13 protein-coding genes are annotated in these 15086 nt (G+C 72.3%); 6 read left to right on the top strand and 7 right to left on the bottom strand.

Features of this window, described 5'->3' with window-relative positions:
• Window positions 1-12 precede the first annotated feature (12 nt).
• On the bottom strand, window positions 13-1524 hold the full coding sequence (locus WMF33_RS13120; RefSeq protein ID WP_437337449.1) for an ArnT family glycosyltransferase: 1512 nt from the start codon (window positions 1522-1524) through the stop codon (window positions 13-15).
• Window positions 1506-1913 (bottom strand): nuclear transport factor 2 family protein, encoded by a 408-nt coding sequence (locus tag WMF33_RS13115; RefSeq protein WP_437337448.1) that lies wholly within the window; start codon window positions 1911-1913, stop codon window positions 1506-1508. Before WMF33_RS13115 ends, WMF33_RS13120 begins: the two co-directional genes overlap by 19 nt.
• Before the next feature lie 367 nt (window positions 1914-2280).
• On the opposite strand from WMF33_RS13115, the gene WMF33_RS13110 reads away from it, so the two are divergent.
• Genes WMF33_RS13110 through WMF33_RS13100 form a run of 3 tightly spaced genes read left to right on the top strand, consistent with a single transcriptional unit; the run spans window position 2281 to window position 3366 of the window.
• Complete coding sequence (locus tag WMF33_RS13110; protein WP_437337447.1) at window positions 2281-2991, top strand: hypothetical protein; 711 nt, start codon at window positions 2281-2283, stop codon at window positions 2989-2991.
• On the top strand, window positions 2969-3097 hold the full coding sequence (locus WMF33_RS13105) for a hypothetical protein (RefSeq protein WP_437337446.1): 129 nt from the start codon (window positions 2969-2971) through the stop codon (window positions 3095-3097). Before WMF33_RS13110 ends, WMF33_RS13105 begins: the two co-directional genes overlap by 23 nt.
• Before the next feature lie 17 nt (window positions 3098-3114).
• A complete protein-coding gene (locus WMF33_RS13100) occupies window positions 3115-3366 on the top strand; it encodes a hypothetical protein (protein WP_437337445.1) in 252 nt (83 codons plus the stop codon).
• A gap of 75 nt (window positions 3367-3441) precedes the next feature.
• Here the strand turns inward: WMF33_RS13100 and WMF33_RS13095 are convergent, their stop codons facing one another.
• The 3 genes from WMF33_RS13095 to WMF33_RS13085 all read right to left on the bottom strand — a co-directional run bounded on the left by WMF33_RS13095 (window position 3442) and on the right by WMF33_RS13085 (window position 5910).
• A complete protein-coding gene (locus WMF33_RS13095; protein ID WP_437337444.1) occupies window positions 3442-4824 on the bottom strand; it encodes a hypothetical protein in 1383 nt (460 codons plus the stop codon).
• Between the two features lie 163 nt (window positions 4825-4987).
• Window positions 4988-5479, bottom strand: a complete 492-nt coding sequence (locus tag WMF33_RS13090) for a DUF6691 family protein (protein ID WP_437337443.1) — start codon at window positions 5477-5479, stop codon at window positions 4988-4990.
• The gene (locus WMF33_RS13085; RefSeq protein ID WP_437337442.1) at window positions 5476-5910 is read right to left on the bottom strand and encodes a YeeE/YedE family protein; all 435 of its coding nucleotides are present in this window, start codon (window positions 5908-5910) and stop codon (window positions 5476-5478) included. Before WMF33_RS13085 ends, WMF33_RS13090 begins: the two co-directional genes overlap by 4 nt.
• 298 nt (window positions 5911-6208) lie before the next feature.
• On the opposite strand from WMF33_RS13085, the gene WMF33_RS13080 reads away from it, so the two are divergent.
• Both WMF33_RS13080 and WMF33_RS13075 read left to right on the top strand, forming a co-directional pair.
• Entirely contained in the window at window positions 6209-8032 is a 1824-nt protein-coding gene (locus tag WMF33_RS13080; protein ID WP_437337441.1) for a protein kinase domain-containing protein, read from the top strand.
• Between the two features lie 257 nt (window positions 8033-8289).
• Window positions 8290-11118: a TonB-dependent receptor domain-containing protein gene (locus WMF33_RS13075; RefSeq protein WP_437337440.1), complete on the top strand. Its 2829-nt coding sequence runs from the start codon at window positions 8290-8292 to the stop codon at window positions 11116-11118.
• A gap of 219 nt (window positions 11119-11337) precedes the next feature.
• Here WMF33_RS13075 and WMF33_RS13070 read toward each other — a convergent pair whose 3' ends face one another.
• The gene (locus tag WMF33_RS13070) at window positions 11338-11754 is read right to left on the bottom strand and encodes a hypothetical protein (RefSeq protein ID WP_437337439.1); all 417 of its coding nucleotides are present in this window, start codon (window positions 11752-11754) and stop codon (window positions 11338-11340) included.
• Complete coding sequence (locus WMF33_RS13065) at window positions 11739-13388, bottom strand: eCIS core domain-containing protein (protein WP_437337438.1); 1650 nt, start codon at window positions 13386-13388, stop codon at window positions 11739-11741. Before WMF33_RS13065 ends, WMF33_RS13070 begins: the two co-directional genes overlap by 16 nt.
• 526 nt (window positions 13389-13914) lie before the next feature.
• Between WMF33_RS13065 and WMF33_RS13060 the strand changes: the two genes are divergently transcribed.
• Window positions 13915-14988: a hypothetical protein gene (locus tag WMF33_RS13060; RefSeq protein WP_437337437.1), complete on the top strand. Its 1074-nt coding sequence runs from the start codon at window positions 13915-13917 to the stop codon at window positions 14986-14988.
• The last annotated feature ends 98 nt before the right edge of the window (window positions 14989-15086 follow it).

Here is a 15086-nt window from a genome sequence, read left to right as displayed (position 1 = left end):
GTATCGAGCCGCTCAATCGTAGTGGATCAGCCTCGGCCAAGCTGCGGCCAGGGACACGCGGGGCTTCCGGCAGCGGTACACCCAGGACTCCGCCTCATAAGGCATGCACAACCCGCAGCTCAATGGAGTGACCGGCGTGACCTCTTCAAAGAGCGCATCGAGCCGCCCTCGATCGCGCGGAGAGACGACGACCAAAAGCACATTTCCGCGCACGCCGCGCGGCCCCCAAAGCCCATAATTGTTGTGACCGCTGATGGCCCGCGGCAAGCCTCGGCTCGGCCCCAGGAGGTCGACGGCGCCGGCCTCGCCGTAGTTGGCCGTGAAGATGCCGGCCTGCGGGCGCTCTTCGGGCTCGAGCGTGGCGTAAGCTCGGGCGACCGCCGCGACCACCGCGTCCCAGCCGTGCATGTCCGCGTACAGCTGCGGGAGCGCCTCCACGTGCTTCTTTTCTTCGGTGGCCGGGGCGACGCCAAGAGCTCTCGCGTACGCCAGATAGCGGTGCACCGGCAAGATCGGCAACGCCAGAGGCGCCGTCGCGACCCCGCCGAGCGCGACCGCGACGATGACCAGCGGCTTCACACAGCGTCGACGGAGGCCGTCGACGGCGACCGAGCCCGCCGCGAGCAACACCGTGTAATACGGAGCCAGGTAGCTCGCGCGGCTCTTTCCGCTCAGGGCGAGCAGCGCAAAGATCGCCAGATACGCGATGGCCACCGGACGCAGCCGACCGCGTGAAGCGATCCAGAGATAGCCGAGCCCGGCCAGCCAGATCGGCGCAAAAAGCGGATGCATCATCTCGATTTGCCCGAGCAGGAAGCCAGCCCAGGACACCTCCGCCATCTTCGACTGGGTGGCCCCTCGCAAGAACGCGGCCGTGGGCCAGCCGTGCTTCATCTGCCAGAGCAGGTACGGAACGCCGCACGCCAGCGCGCCCAGCAGCGTTAGCCAAGGCGCGCGTGTCCGCAGCAGATCGCGGCGCGCCAACAGGAGACCGCCGCCCATGCCCGCCATCAACCAGAGCGCGCCGAGCTTGTTGAGCAGCGCGAGCCCGAGCGTCGCCCCGAGCGCCACCCAAGACTTCGAGTCGTCCTCTTGAAGCACGCGTACGAAGAACAAGGTGCTGGCGCCCCAGAGCGCCAGATCCAGCGCGTTCATCGAGTAAAATGAGCTGAGGCCCAGGACCACGGGCGCGAGCGCGGTCGCCAGCATGGCGATCGCCTGCGCCGCGCGCCCGCCCCCCAGCGTGCGCGCCGTACACGCCGCGATCGCTACCGTGAGCGCGTGCGCCAGCGCGGGCACCCACCGCAGGGCCGCCACCGATTCGCCCAGCGTGCGGCGCACGAGCCAGAGCAGCGCAATCGAGAGCGGCGGATGGTCGACGTAGCCGAAGTCGAGCTCCCGAGCGCAGGCCAGATAATAGAGCTCATCGCGGAAGTAGCCATATCCGCGCAAGAATGGCAGGTGCATCAGCGCCGTCGCCGCAGCGCCCATCAACGCCGCTCGGTTTACCCGGATGCGGCCCATGGGCCCACGAGTTCCAAGCGGTCAGCAGCTTCACGTAGAGGGCCGGCGAACGTGAGCACGAGCGAGATGCGACCCGTAGCGTCTACCTCACCCGCGTCGAAGAACTCGAAATTCTCGCCATTACTACGCTCGACGACCGAACGGAACCGAAACGTGGTGTTCCCCGCGTCGATGACGCTGAGCATGCGGACCCGCACCAGCAGCGGATCCGCGAGCAGCTTCGCGATTTCGTCGGCGACCGCTGCTCGCCCTCGGATCTCGCGGCTGCGTGAGACGACGCGCCCGTCGGGCGCAAAGCACGCCTCGAGCATCGCTGCCCGCTTTTCTGGGTCCCGCTCGCTCGCCGCGTCGATGTAGGTCTTCACCGCGGCCTCGACCATGCTTTCCATCGCGGGGCCAGGAAATCCAAACGCGATCCGAAAGTCAATTGCCACCCGCCCCCGGGCCGGGCGCCGCTCGCCGCCGCCGCTCGCTCGCGCCTCGCCGGAGACCTCCGGGACGCTTCGGCGCGCGACCGCCGCGCGCGGGCGATCTCGGCAGAGCCCGCGGGCGCTGGCGAGCGGCGAGGCTCCGGCAGCGCGTCGACGTCCTGCGCTCGACGTCCTTCGGGCAAACCAGCGCATCCACGACCGCTGCCCGTCGGGCGCGTGGAGAGCGCAGATCCCCCTCGACGGCCGTCTCGAATGCGCCACGTTCGTTCCGCCGACCCCCGTGGGAGGGGGCCGGACGCGACGGGGGGACTCGATGCAGCCGCAGATGAAGCGCGTCTCGATGGAGGCGCTGAAGGACCTGCCCACGCCCGTGCGCCGCCGCGTGGACGCGGCGGATGTCTGGGCCCCGGAGGGCTACGAGGTGGAGCCCGTCGTGGCGGGCCTCTCCTTCCCCTGCGCCCTCTGCTTCGACGAGGACGGCACGCTCTTCTTCGCCGAAGGCGGCAGCACCTGGCCCACCCGGCCTTATATGACACCGCGCATCTGGCGCATGGCCCCGGGACGGGCCCCGGAGGTCTTCGCGGTGGAGGACCTGGGCGGTCCCCACGGCATGGCGGTCCGCGACGGCCATCTCTACGTCTCGCTCAAGGGCGGCTACCCCATGCGGATCACGCGCCATGACCTGCGGACCAGGGAGCGTGTCGTGCTCGTGGACGGGATCCCCTCGGGCGGCTGGCACGAGCCCGGGGGGCCGGTCTTCGGGCCGCACGACGGGAGGATGTATGTCGGCCAGGGCTCCGTGGGCTTGCAGGGCGTCGTGGTGCCCGAGGGCTTCACCGTGGACCTCGCCAAACACCCCCACGCGCACGACGTGCCGGGCCAGGACGTCACGCTCACCGGCAACACCGTCTGGGCGCGCGACCCGCGCCTACCCTTACCCTACTACCTTCCTGCGAAACCGGGCCCCCGGTCCCGCGTCCGGCACCCCAGGCAGCGGTGGAATCGAGCGGCCCGTGGATTGCGCGTTCAGCCCTGACGGCAAGAGCCTCTATGTGCTCGACTTTGGCAACAACACGGCGACGCGCAGCTACGTGGTCGCCTACGCCCATACGGGCGTGATCTGGCGCGTGACGAAGCGGTGAGGGAGGCAGATAGGTGGATGGATTCGAAGAGGCCGATCCCGAGGGCGCCGGACCCGCGGCCGTCGAACCTGCACCACCTGCTCATGCTCAACCTCGACGCCATGGGCGCCTTCGCCATCGCCGAGCAGCTGGGCCTCGCCCTCGCCCATCACGAGCTGCGCGACCTCGCCTTCGACGTGGAGGCCGAGAAGTCCACCGACCAGCTCATCCTCAAGGAGCTGATGCTGGAGATGGCGGCGGTCTCGATCCTCTACGGCGAGCGGGTCTGAGGCGTGGCCGCGCCGCGCTGCCGGGGACGCCCCGGCCGGCGCGAGCGGCCCCTCGCCTCCCCCGCCGCGGCGCGCTCAGAGCAGGCGCACCCGGATCGCGTGCGGGTCCGCCCGCTGCACGCCGCCGGCGTCGATGTTGGTGATCGGCGTGATGCGCTTGAGCTTGCCGCGCTTGCCGCCGCGGGTGACCTGGACCACGCCGACCCCGGGCGTGCTGCCCACCGACGCGTGCGGATCGCCGCTCAGCGGCGTCGGGCCGCGCAGGGTCACGAAGATGCGGTTGCCCGACGGCGACAGGTCCATGAGGTCCGGCGCAGGGTCGCTCGACAGCGGGCCCTTCAGGTCGACGGTGGCCACGTGCGCGTTCGTGTTGACGTTGAAGACCTCGGCCACGCCCTGGATCCGGTCCAGCGCCCAGATGGTGCGGCCGCGCTTCGTCAGCAGCATGCCGTGGGCGTCGCGGTCCGCGGAGCCGTCGGTGAACACCACCTGGGGCGCCGGGGTGTTGACCGGGTTCGTCGGCGCATAACCGGCGAGCGGGAATCGGTACACGTCGAACTGATCGAGGTTCGCCGCCGTCCCCCCGCCGGAGTTGATGAACATCGAGCCGCCGGCCTCGACGCCGCCGCACCCGTTCCCGTGCACGGCGCCGACGTTGTACTCGCCCACGATCTGGATCGGCGTCGCCGCAGGGTCGACGACGAACAGGCCCCCTCCGCGCAGCGTGATGAAGCCATGGGCGCCCGCCTGGTCGATGATCGGGCAAATGGGCGCGTTGTCGGGCCGGATGCCCGGGAACTGGCAGGGATCGCCGCTCGGCGCGACGCACGTGGCCAGGTTGAGCTTCGCGGCGGGATCCCACGCGAAGGTGCCCGTGGCGTAATCGGTGGAGATGCGCTCGAGCAGCTTGCCGTTCTGGTTGGCCACCAGGATGTACGAGTCGTCCGGCGCCGGCACCGCGGCGTGCGCCTGCCGCGCCCCGTCCGCGCCCTGCGACGCGCGGAGGCACGCGACCGGCGCGCGGGTCGCGGCGTCGAAGATCACGACGTGGCCGCTCGCCACGAAGGACAGCACCGCGTGGGTGCGCGTGGCATTGAAGAAGAGCATGTGCGGCCGGACCGGATTGGCGCCGGTCTGGTCGAAGCACAGCGACGCGGTGTCGCCCCCGAGGTCGATGACCTCCGCGACGGCCGGCGTGACCCCGCGGCCGGTCGAGAGCGCCTGTCCATCGTAAATGTAGAGCGTGCCGCCGTACGTCAGCCCGTTCGTGTCGGACTGGTCGACGGCCCAGACCTCGAAGGGCTGCTCGTCGCTCGCCGCCTCGAGGGCCGCCTCGGCGTCGGTCTCGGCGGCGGCCTCGGCGGACTCGAGCTCGGTCGAGTCGACGTGCTCGACGCAGGCGGATAACAGACAAAGGGAAACCGTCGCCCCCAGAAAGGGGCGGAATGAAAGCTTCATGGCTCGCTCTCCCAGCGTTGGTAAAGGCCGATGATGCTCGTCCACCAGCCCGCGGCGGACCGCGGCCAGCATCAAGCATTGGGAGAGGAGCATTACATCGCGGGGGCGTGCGCCGCAAGACACATTGCCCGGAGCGCGCGCCACCGTGCCCGGGCGCGACGGGTCACGGGTCGCGCGCTGTGCGGCCCGCCGTCGCCGCGTCCGCCGGCGCGCTCCTCGGCGCGGCGGCGAAATGCGCGATCGTCATGCCCGCCGCCATTGCCAGGACAAAGGCGAGGACGGCGCCGGAGCCGGTCGCGAGCGAGACGAGCGCCGGCCCGGGGCAATAGCCGGCCAGCCCCCAGCCGACGCCGAAGATCGCGGCGCCGCCGAGCAGGCGCGCGTCGACCCCGGTGCGGGTCGGCAGGGACAGGCGATCGGCCAGGAGGGGAAAGCGGGGGGCGCCCTCGGGGGCGGCGCGCTGCTGCCGGCGAAGGAGGCGATAGGCGAGGAAGTGCACCGAGATCGCGCCCGCCATCACGAACGCGAGGCTCGGGTCCCAGCCGCCGGCGACGTCGAGGAAGCCGACGACCTTGGACGGCTGGGTCATGCCGGAGACGCCGAGCCCCACGGCGAACAGCGCGCCGGCGAGCAGCGCGAGCGCGATCTGCTTCATCGCGCCGCTCCGAGCCCATGAAGGCTGACGTAAACGGTGGCGGCCGCGGTCGCCATGAACGTCATGGTGGCGACGAGAGAGCGGAGCGACAGGCGGCTGAGGCCGCAGACGCCATGGCCGCTCGTGCACCCGTTGCCGAGCCGCGCGCCGAGGCCGACGAGCAGCCCGGCGGCGACCAGGAGGCCGAGCGAGCGGCCGCCGCCCGCCGGCGGAAAGGCGGCGGGATGCGCGGCGGCGAGGGCGAGGCCGCCGAGGAGGAGGCCCACGACGAACGCCGCGCGCCAGGCGGTGTCGCCCCGCTCGCGGAAGAGGAGCCCTCCGAAGATGCCGCTGATGCCGGCGACCCTCCCGTTGAACAAGAGGAGGAGCGACGCGCTGAGGCCGATGAGCGCCCCGCCGACGAGCGGGCCTGTCACGGTGAAATCGTACACGATGAGACCTCGTGGGGTGACTCGTGGGGTGACTCGTGGGGTGACCGACCGACAGCATAGCAACGCGCCGCGCCCATCCTCCAGGCGAAGCCAGGCGCGGCGCTCGTGGCCGCGCGGACATGCCGAGATCCGGATCGTCGCGGGCGGTGCGCGGCGGCCCGCGCGCAGCGCGTCGCACACCGCAGGTGGGGCTGGAAGCGGGCGTGTCGCACACGCGGCCGGCGCGGCCGGCGTGGGTGACGTCGAGGGCGAGGATTCTGCCGGGGCCCCGGGGGTGCTGGTGTATACTCATCGGTCGATGGCCCAAGCAGGCTGGGAAGCGGTGGAACCGGCTCCGTCGCGCAGGATTCCCCGGGTCGGGGACATCATCGGCGGCAAGTACCGCGTGGAGCGGGTGCTCGGGCGCGGCGGCATGGGGCTCGTCGTCTCGGCGCACCACGTCTCGCTCCGCCACCGCGTCGCGCTGAAGTTCCTGCTCCCCGAGGGGCGCGCCACGCCGGGCGCGCTCGAGCGCTTCTTCCGCGAGGCGCAGGCCGCGGCGGCCATCGCCAGCGAGCACATCGCGCGCGTCATCGACGTGGGGCAGACCGACGAGGAGCTGCCCTACTTCGTGATGGAGCACCTGAATGGCATCGATCTGGAGGCGCTCGTGGAGACGCGGGGCCCGCTGCCGGTCGAGCAGGCGGTGAGCTACGTGATCGAGGCCTGCGACGCCCTCGCCGAGGCGCACGCGCTCGGGATCGTCCACCGCGACCTCAAGCCGGGCAACCTGTTCCTGGCGAGCCGCGCGGACGGCTCGACCCTGATCAAGGTGCTCGATTTCGGCATCTCGAAGGCGTCGGAGGCCGGCGCGCTCGGCCTGAACGCCAAGCTGACCGCCTCTTCCGTGGTGCTCGGCTCTCCCCGCTACATGTCGCCGGAGCACATCCGCAACACCCGGACCGTGGACGCCCGCAGCGACATCTGGGCGCTCGGCATGACGCTCTATCAGCTCCTGACCGGGCGGCTGCCGTTCGAGAACGAGGCCGTCTCGGCGCTGTTCGTCAGCATCGTGACAGACCCACCCGTGCCGCCGCGCGCGTACCGGCCCGAGATCCCGGTCGAGCTCGAGTACATCCTCCTGATGTGCCTGGAGAAGGACCCAGCGCGCCGCCCGCAGACGGTCGCCGAGCTGGTGTCGCTGCTCGAGCCGCTGGGGTCGGAGCGCGCGCGGCTGACGGCGGCGCGCATCCTGCGCAGGGCCATGGGGAACGAGACCGTGGACGCGCCGCCGCCGCCGGACCGCCCGAGGGTGGTCGATGAGGATGCCCCGACCCTGACCGGGTCGCGCGGCGCCGCGCCGGGGTCGTGGTGCGTCGTGGCCGAGCGGGCGCAGGGGTCGGCGCCGCCCACGCAGCCGTCCGCGGTCGACCCGCCGCCCGCGGTGACGATCGCGGCGTCCGTGCCGCCCGCGGCGGGCGCGCCGCCCGCGGTGACGATCGCGGCGTCCGTGCCGCCCGCGGCGGGCCCGTCGCCCGCGGTGACGATCGCGGCGTCCGTGCCGCCCCCCTACGCCTCCCCCGGCGTCGCGTCGGCCGCGGTGGCGTCGCACCTCGGCGAGCCGCTCGCGCCGACGGCGGCGCCGCCCGAGCGGCACGAGCGCGATCCCGCGGGGGACGCCCGCGGGCGCCGCGGCCGGCGCAGCGCGGCCTTGCCCGCGGCGGCGGCGCTCGCCGTGCTCCTCGGGGGCGCGGCGGCGCTCGCGTGGCTGGGGCGCGGGGCGGCACAGGTCCCGGGCGCGCCGCCCGCCGGCGAGGCGGCCTCGCGGGGCGCGCCGGGCCGGGACGAGCCGGCGGCGATGCCCGCGGCGGACGAGACGCCCGAGGCCTCGCCCCTCCCGCCGTCCGCGATCCTCACGCCCCCTGCGGCGGCCGTGGCCGCCGCGGCGAGCGGCTTCGCCGCGGCCGGCGCCGCGCTCGCGCCGTCGAGCTCGGCGCGGCCCGCGCGCCCGCGCGCCGTGCTGGCGGCGCCGGCGCCGCCAGCGGCCGGCGGCGAGCCGGCGGCGACCGCGACCGGCGGCGAGCCGGCGGCCGGCGGCGACGCGCCGGCGACGAGGGCGGTGCGCCTGCGCGAGCACCGCTAGCGGCGCGGGTCAGCAACCCCGCCAGGGCTCTGCCTCGCGAGCGAAGAGAGATCAACGCAAAGAGCGTAAAGACGCGAAAATGCACAGATTTTGTTCTTCTTGCGCCTTTGCGCCTTTGCGCCTTTGCGTTGAAATCTCCCTCCGGATCCCTGGCGGGCGGGACTAGCGGCATGCCGAGCGCGCCCTCGAGCACGCGCGCGCGCTCTCGGCGGCGCGCTCGCCGGTCTTGCCTCGCGGCGCTTCCCCTCCTCGCGGGCGTGCTGCTCCACGCCCCCGCCGCCCGCGCCGACGGCGAGGGCCAGGCCGACGAGGCCGACCTCCACTTCGAGCTCGGCCGCGACAGCTACAAGAAGGGGCAGTTCCGCGCGGCCCTCGAGCATTTCCTCGCGTCCAACCGGCTCGTGCCGAACCGCAACGTCGTCTTCAACATCGCGCTCACCTACGAGGAGCTGGGCCGCTTCGCGGACGCGCACCGGTACTACGACGACGCGCTCGCGGGCGAGACCGACCCGGAGATCGTCGCCGAGGCGCAGGCCGCGCTCGAGCGGATCGCGCCGCGCGTCGCCGTGCTGCAGATCGTCACGTCGCCGCCGGGGGCCACGATCTACGTCGATCGCAAGGACCTCGGCGCCCGCGGCACGGCGCCGCGCCGGCTCGCCCTGGCCGAGGGCCGCTACCGGATCCTCGTCGAGCTCCCGGGCTACGAGCCCGTGGCGGTCGAGGACACCGCGGTGAAGCTCGGGCAGACCAAGGAGGTGCTCATCGTGCTCCGCCGCATCGTGGGCACGGTCCGGGTGGACGTGCGCGGCGCGAGCGAGGCCACGGTCCACGTCGACAACGAGGGCGCGCCGCCCGCCTGCGCCGCGCCCTGCGACCTCGACCTGCCGCCGGGCCGCCACGTGCTCTATTTCTCGCGCGCCGGCTACCAGGCGGCGCCGCAGCCGCTGACCGTCGCCGCGCACGAGACCGTGCCGATCACGGCGACGCTCAGCCCGCTCACGGGCTCGATCCTCGTGCGCGCCAGCGAGCCCGACGCCCTCGTCGAGATCGACGGCCGGCCGATGGGCTTCACGCCGTCGGTCATCCAGGGCGTCCCCGTGGGCCGGCGCCGGGTGCGCGTCAGCCTGCGCGGCTTCGCGCCCGTCGAGCGGACGATCGAGGTCGCGGCCGGCCAGCAGGCGGCGCTGCGCGATCTCACGCTGGAGCCGATCCGCGAGGTGTCGTCGGCCTCGCGCGTCCTCGAGCGGGTCGAGGACGCGCCCGCCTCCATCAGCGTCATCGAGCAGCAGGAGCTGCGCGCCTTCGGGTACCCGACCATCGCCGAGGCGCTGCGCGGCACGCGCGGCGTCTACCTCTCGAACGACCACGTTGTCTACTCGGCCGGCATCCGCGGGCTCGGCGAGCCGCTCGACTACGGCAACCGGCTCCTCGTCCTCTCCGACGGGCACTCGACGAACGACAACGTCCTCAACGCCTCGTTCGTGGGCTCGGACGCGCGCGACGACCTCCACGACGTGGACCACATCGAGGTCGTCCGCGGCCCGGGCTCGCTGCTCTACGGCACGGGCGCCCTCTCCGGCATCGTCAACCTCGTGCCGCGCGGCCGCGACGAGCCCACGGGCGCGCACGTGGCGGCCGGCACCTACTACGACGGCGTGGCCCACGCGCGCGCCGGGTTCCACGTCAACGCTGGCCCGGACGCGGGCGTGCGGGCGAGCGTCACCGGCGCCCGCTCCGACGGGTTCGACGTGCCGGTCGCCCTGCGCGACCCCCGGGGCGGCCCGCCCGTGCCGATCGCCGAGCGCGCGGAGACCTTCCGGGCCGGCGGCACCTCCGGGCGCGCCTGGTACGGGCCGTTCACGGCGCAGTGGATGTACCACACGCGCGAGCAGCGCATCCCGACGGGTTACGTGGGCACGCGGCTCAACGACCTGGGGACGACCTACGACGACGCGCACATGATGGCCGAGGTGCGCTACGAGCCGCGGCCCGCGCCCGACCTGCAGCTCATGGCGCGCGGCCACGTGAACCGCTTCGTCTGGCGCGGGGTTTACCGGTTCGACGAGGCGACGGTCTTCGAGCAGCAGCACGGCACCTGGCTGGGCGCCGAGCTCCGGGCGGCGTGGACGCCGCTCGCCGGGCTCCGGGTCACCGGGGGCGGCGAGGTCCAGGGGCACCCCGAGGCGACGCTGCGCGGCGTCTTCGCGGACGGGCGCATCCGCACGAAGCGCGAGCCGTTCGGCTTCGGCGCCGGCTACCTCATCCTCGACGGCTCGCCCGCGCCCTGGGTGCGCTTCTCGGCGGGCGCGCGCCTGGACGTCTACAGCACGTTCGGGCCCATCTTCGTCCCGCGCGCCGCGGTCATCTTCCGGCCAGCGCCCGGAGGCGTGCTGAAGATCATGGGCGGGAGCGCATTCCGCGCGCCGAGCGTCTCCGAGCAGTACTACGAGGACGGCGAGACGCAGGTGCCCGCCGTCGACCCCACGGCGGGCCTCACGCTCGAGCCGGAGTCCCTCCATTCCGCCGAGGTCGAGTACACGCAGCGCATCGGCGACGCCTGGATCGCGCTCGGCGCCGTCCACGCGAGCCTGCTGTCGGGCGGGATCTCCCTCGAGGACCACGACGGGCTGCAGCGCTACGCGAACAGCAAGCGAGGCGCGTTCGTCGTGGGGGGCGACGTCGAGCTCCGCCGCGAGTGGCGGCAAGGCTGGATGCTCGCGGCGATGTACGGCTACCAGCGCGCCCAGCGAGGGGGCGGAGGGCGCCTCATCAACGCCCCGGAGCACCTCGCGTCGTTCCGCGGCGTCGTCCCGGTGGTGGAGCGGCTCGCCGCCGCCGGGCTGCGGATCAACCTGGAGGCGCCCCGGCGGATCTCCCGCAGCGCGGGCGGCGAGACCCGGGGCGCCATCGTCGCGGATCTCACGGTGTCCGGCGAGCTCCAGCGCTTTCACACGCGCTACGTGCTCGGCCTCTACAACGCGATGGACACGCGGTACGACTACCCGGCCGCGGAGACCTACCTCTCGTCCACGAGCCGGCAGAACGGCAGGACGTTCCTCGCCGAGATCACGGTCAGCTATCCGTAGCTCAGCCCGCCGGAAATCCCGCCAGAAACACCGGTCGATGACGAGCGGCCGCCGGAAACAGCGGCGGTTTTCATAGCGTGCTCGCGGGCACCGCGATCGTCATGACCGTCGACGCGTACGGCCCGATCGCCGACAACGGCGGCGGCACCTTCGAGAGGACGGACCCGCGACCGATGACAGCAGGCCCCGGGGGGTCGCGCGCCGGCGCGACGTCGCGGACTACTCCCGAGACGAGAGCGACGCGAGCACGCGCGCAGCGACGTCCGCCACGGAGATCTCTTCGTCGAGGTCGCAGAACGTGGCGGGGTCGCGCGTCAGCGCCTCGACGAGCGGCGCGAGGGCCGCAGCGCGCGCCTGCTCGACCTTGTCGAGCGCCACGACCCGGAGCACCGGCAGCGCGTCGCCGAGCAGCGTACGCAGCGCGTCGGTTGCCCCTTCGTCGGCCGGCAGGTGGCGCAGGGCTGTGACGCGCACCGCCTGCGGCGCGCCTCGATCGGTCGCAACCTGCACCAGCACCCGGGCCCCGTCGCGGCCGGCGGCGACGAGCTTCGTGGCCGCGACCTCGCGGTCGAGAAACCCCTCCGACCGGAGGCCGGCCTCCAGCGCACCGAGGTCGTCCGTCACCATTGCTTCCATCCCGGCAAGCTCCAATCGCAGACAAGCTGGGGCCCCGAGGGGCTGAACTTGAGACTCACGTGCTTGCCCCATGTCCCGGTCATGACGCGCCCGTCCGACGTGATGACGAGCGCCTTCGATTGCGCCTCGCCGTGATAAACGCGCGCGCCGTCGGGCGTCTGGCCGGTGTAGTCCGCCGTCCAGCCGGTCCGCTGCTTGAGCTCCGCGGCGTGAGTCTCGAAGTACTTGGCCTTTTCGGCCTGCCCGCCGGGCGCCTGGGCCGTCTGCTTGAAAAGGTCGGGGCCCGTCTGCGGTCCCGTCTGCGCGGCGGGCGCCTTCGCGGCCGGCGTCGTCTTCGGCGTTTCGACCTTCGGCGTTTCGACCTTCGGCGCCTCGACCTTCGGCGTCTCGACCTTCGGCGCCTCGACCTTTGGCGTCTCGACCTTCGGCGCCTCGACCTTCGGCGGCTTCACCGTCGGGTCGACCTTCGCCGGCGGCTTGCTCTGGTCGCCCCCCCCCGACTTCACGTCGGACGAGCGCCTCGGCAGCTTGAGGTTGCCCCCGCCGCCCCCGCGGGCCCAGCTATAGGCGCCGCCGAGGATTTTGCCGGCGACCATGCCCAAGGCCACGCCCGCGAGCGCGTGCTGCACGTAGTTGGCATAGTTGACACGCGCCTGCCACATGGTCTCGGTGGTCTTCGGCGCCGACCCCCGGCAGATCGTGGTGGGCGCGATGATCAGCCCGCCCGCCCCCCAGTAGTACGCGAAGGGGTGCGATCCGTCGGCCGGCTTGGGCGCCGCGGCGACCGCGGCCTTCGCCTCGGCGTGGCTCTGGTAAATGGTCTTGTTGATGGGCGTCGCGCGGTCGATGGTGAAGTCGACGTCCGATTCGGGTACTTTGATGCCCGGGCCGCCGGGCGTCATGTTGCCGACGTAGAGCATGAAGCCGTTGAGCCAGATGGTGTACCCGGCGGCGGTGATCGAGCGATCGACCCACTGTGGGTAGTCGGTAGGGCCGCTGATGATCTCGACGTCGATGTACGTCGGGCCCTGCTTGGGCGCCGGCTGCCGCGCGATCGCCGAAGGCGCCGCGCCGATCGGCCCCGCATGCCTCCCGGCGCTGACCGCCTCGGCCGCGCGGTCTGCCTCGCGCTCGGCCGCGTCGCCCGGCTCGCTGACGCGTCCGGCGGACCGTACACCCGCGCCCTGCTGCACGACGTGCGTCAGCTCGTGGGCGAGCAGCTTGCGCCCCGCCAGCGAGTCGGGGGCGTACTCGCCGCGGCGGAACGCGATGTCGTGCCCCACGGTGAACGCCCGCGCGTCGAGCGCGCGCGCCGAGGCGTCGGCCCGCGCGTCGGCGTGCACGCGGATGCGGCTGAAGTCGTGGCCGAAGCGCTGCTCGAAGTGCGAGCGCACGCTGTCGGGAAGCGGCCTGCCCGGGCCCGAAAGCCCGGCCGCCGCCGGCCCGACACCTGGCGACAGGGCGCCCTGATCGGGCTGCGCCGCGGGGCCGAGCGACCGAAGGGCGTCGTCGGGTTGCGTCACCGGGCCGGCCGCCCGCGCCGCGAAGGGCCGCGCGGGCGCGGCGGCCTTGCGGAAGACCGTCGAAGGCGTCGGCGGGTCCTTCGCGCGCGCGAGTCTTGCGTGGTGCAGCATCGTCCCCCCTCACGTCTGAGTGTAGCGAGCGCCCGGGCCCCCACGCAACGCCCTCGCGGACGAATCGGCCGGCGACGTGAATGCCGTCGTTTCAGGTTGAAACGGTCGCGCGGCACGCATTCAGCCGAGCCGCGGTGGCCGCGAGCCCGTTGCGCCGTTGTTGCTCAACCCGCGCAGGGGTGGCTCGTCGCGCGAAGCCGAGGAGCGCTGGAGCTCAACGGAGGCGCGCCATCGGCTTGCTCGCCGGGGCTGATCGGGGTCGACGCCTCGTAGAAACCGCTGGTCGACGCCGCGCGCTGCGCCCTGGCATGAGCGCTGCAACACGTAAAAACACAAATCAGATGAACGTCAACCGACTTGCTTGCATGCCCGGTACATCTCTCTCGCCGAGGACTCCATGAAGATTGATGAACGCAGTCTCCAATCCAGGATCTGGCAGCTCGCTGCTGCAGCAGCGGGCGTACTGTCTCTCGTCGCCTGTGGGACGGAGGAGAGCACGGCCGAGCCAGCGCTCGACGAAATTGGCGTGGCCTACGAGGGGCTGAGCTCCCACTGGGGCTGGGCCCACACGGACCACGCGAACCCCTATACGAACCGCTGCGTGAACGATGCCGCCAGCAGCATCAACGCGCTCTATGACCCGAACTATGTCATGGCCTATCGCAGCGGCAGCGACGCCTGCAGCGCATATGCGCCCACGACGGGCGCCGGGCTCATTCATCACCAGGGCATCCAGCGGCTCGCGCGTGACTACAACTATCTCCTGGTGACGACCTCGGTTCAGGGGGGCGCGCGCCCGGGCTTCGAGGTCGTGCGCCTCGGATCGCTGAGCAACAACCCGTGGCTCTTGGGTCGGAACGCTTCTCCCTCCCGGCTCCCGTCCTGCAGCGACGCGATCGTGCGCTACCAGCCCGACGACTCAGGGATGCCGTACGATCACTCGGGCGGCCTTCAGGTGAACGGCGATTACGTCATCGTGCCGTTCGAGAAGAGCGACGATCAGGCGACGGCGGGCTTTCGCGTCGCCAGGGTGTCGACCCCCTCGAACCCCCAGTGGAGCCCGCTGGTCTTGCGAGCGCGCGGTCAGACGGTCAACGCGGGAGCGGCGAGCCTCACGCTGCTCTCCTCGGGCCGCTACCTCGCGCTCGTCTTTGGCCACGACTCGGACGACGTCGAGGTGTTCGTGTCCTCGGAGGCGGCGATGCCCTACTTCGGCAGCTCGACCTCCACCTGGGTGTCTCAGGCGAGCGCCTCGACGCCCTTTGGCGGCGCGGATTATCAGGGCCTGCAGCTCGTGACCCAGTGCGACGGTCAGCTCTTCGTCGCCGGCACGCACAGGAACAAATGGTATGACGAGGACTGGGTCGACCTGTGGCGTGTGGACCTCGGCGAGACCTTCGTGCCTAGCTTCACCAAGGTGGCCAGCCGACACATGTCGTGCAGCAGCTCGGCCACGGGCAACAAGCGCTACTGCGCGTTCGACGCAGGGGCCGGGATCTATGTGGATCCAGACGGCGAGATCCTGCTTTATGGGGTGGAGCACTACAACGACGCCTACCCGGGCACGACACGCGCGGTCAAGGTGCGCGAGTTTCCGTAGACCCTGCGGTCTTCACAGGCCCCACCGCGCGGACGCGTCGAACAGAGGCTCGGGGCGGTGCGGCCGGCATCTCCGGCGCTCCGGTCCCGGCGGCGGAG

Origin of the sequence: Sorangium sp. So ce394 (genome assembly GCF_051474665.1) — a bacterium.
In the GTDB taxonomy this organism is placed as follows: Bacteria; Myxococcota_A; Polyangia; order Polyangiales; family Polyangiaceae; genus Sorangium; species Sorangium cellulosum_D.
This window is presented reverse-complemented; position numbering and strand designations above follow the sequence as displayed.

Excerpts from the sequence above, each read along its gene's own strand:
- WMF33_RS13120 (WP_437337449.1), bottom strand. The coding sequence starts at position 1,524 with ATGGGCCGCATCCGGGTAAACCGAGCGGCGTTGATGGGCGCTGCGGCG.
- WMF33_RS13115 (WP_437337448.1), bottom strand. The coding sequence starts at position 1,913 with ATGGAAAGCATGGTCGAGGCCGCGGTGAAGACCTACATCGACGCGGCG.
- WMF33_RS13110 (WP_437337447.1), top strand. The coding sequence starts at position 2,281 with ATGAAGCGCGTCTCGATGGAGGCGCTGAAGGACCTGCCCACGCCCGTG.
- WMF33_RS13100 (WP_437337445.1), top strand. The coding sequence starts at position 3,115 with ATGGATTCGAAGAGGCCGATCCCGAGGGCGCCGGACCCGCGGCCGTCG.
- WMF33_RS13095 (WP_437337444.1), bottom strand. The coding sequence starts at position 4,824 with ATGAAGCTTTCATTCCGCCCCTTTCTGGGGGCGACGGTTTCCCTTTGT.
- WMF33_RS13090 (WP_437337443.1), bottom strand. The coding sequence starts at position 5,479 with ATGAAGCAGATCGCGCTCGCGCTGCTCGCCGGCGCGCTGTTCGCCGTG.
- WMF33_RS13080 (WP_437337441.1), top strand. The coding sequence starts at position 6,209 with ATGGCCCAAGCAGGCTGGGAAGCGGTGGAACCGGCTCCGTCGCGCAGG.
- WMF33_RS13070 (WP_437337439.1), bottom strand. The coding sequence starts at position 11,754 with ATGGAAGCAATGGTGACGGACGACCTCGGTGCGCTGGAGGCCGGCCTC.
- WMF33_RS13065 (WP_437337438.1), bottom strand. The coding sequence starts at position 13,388 with ATGCTGCACCACGCAAGACTCGCGCGCGCGAAGGACCCGCCGACGCCT.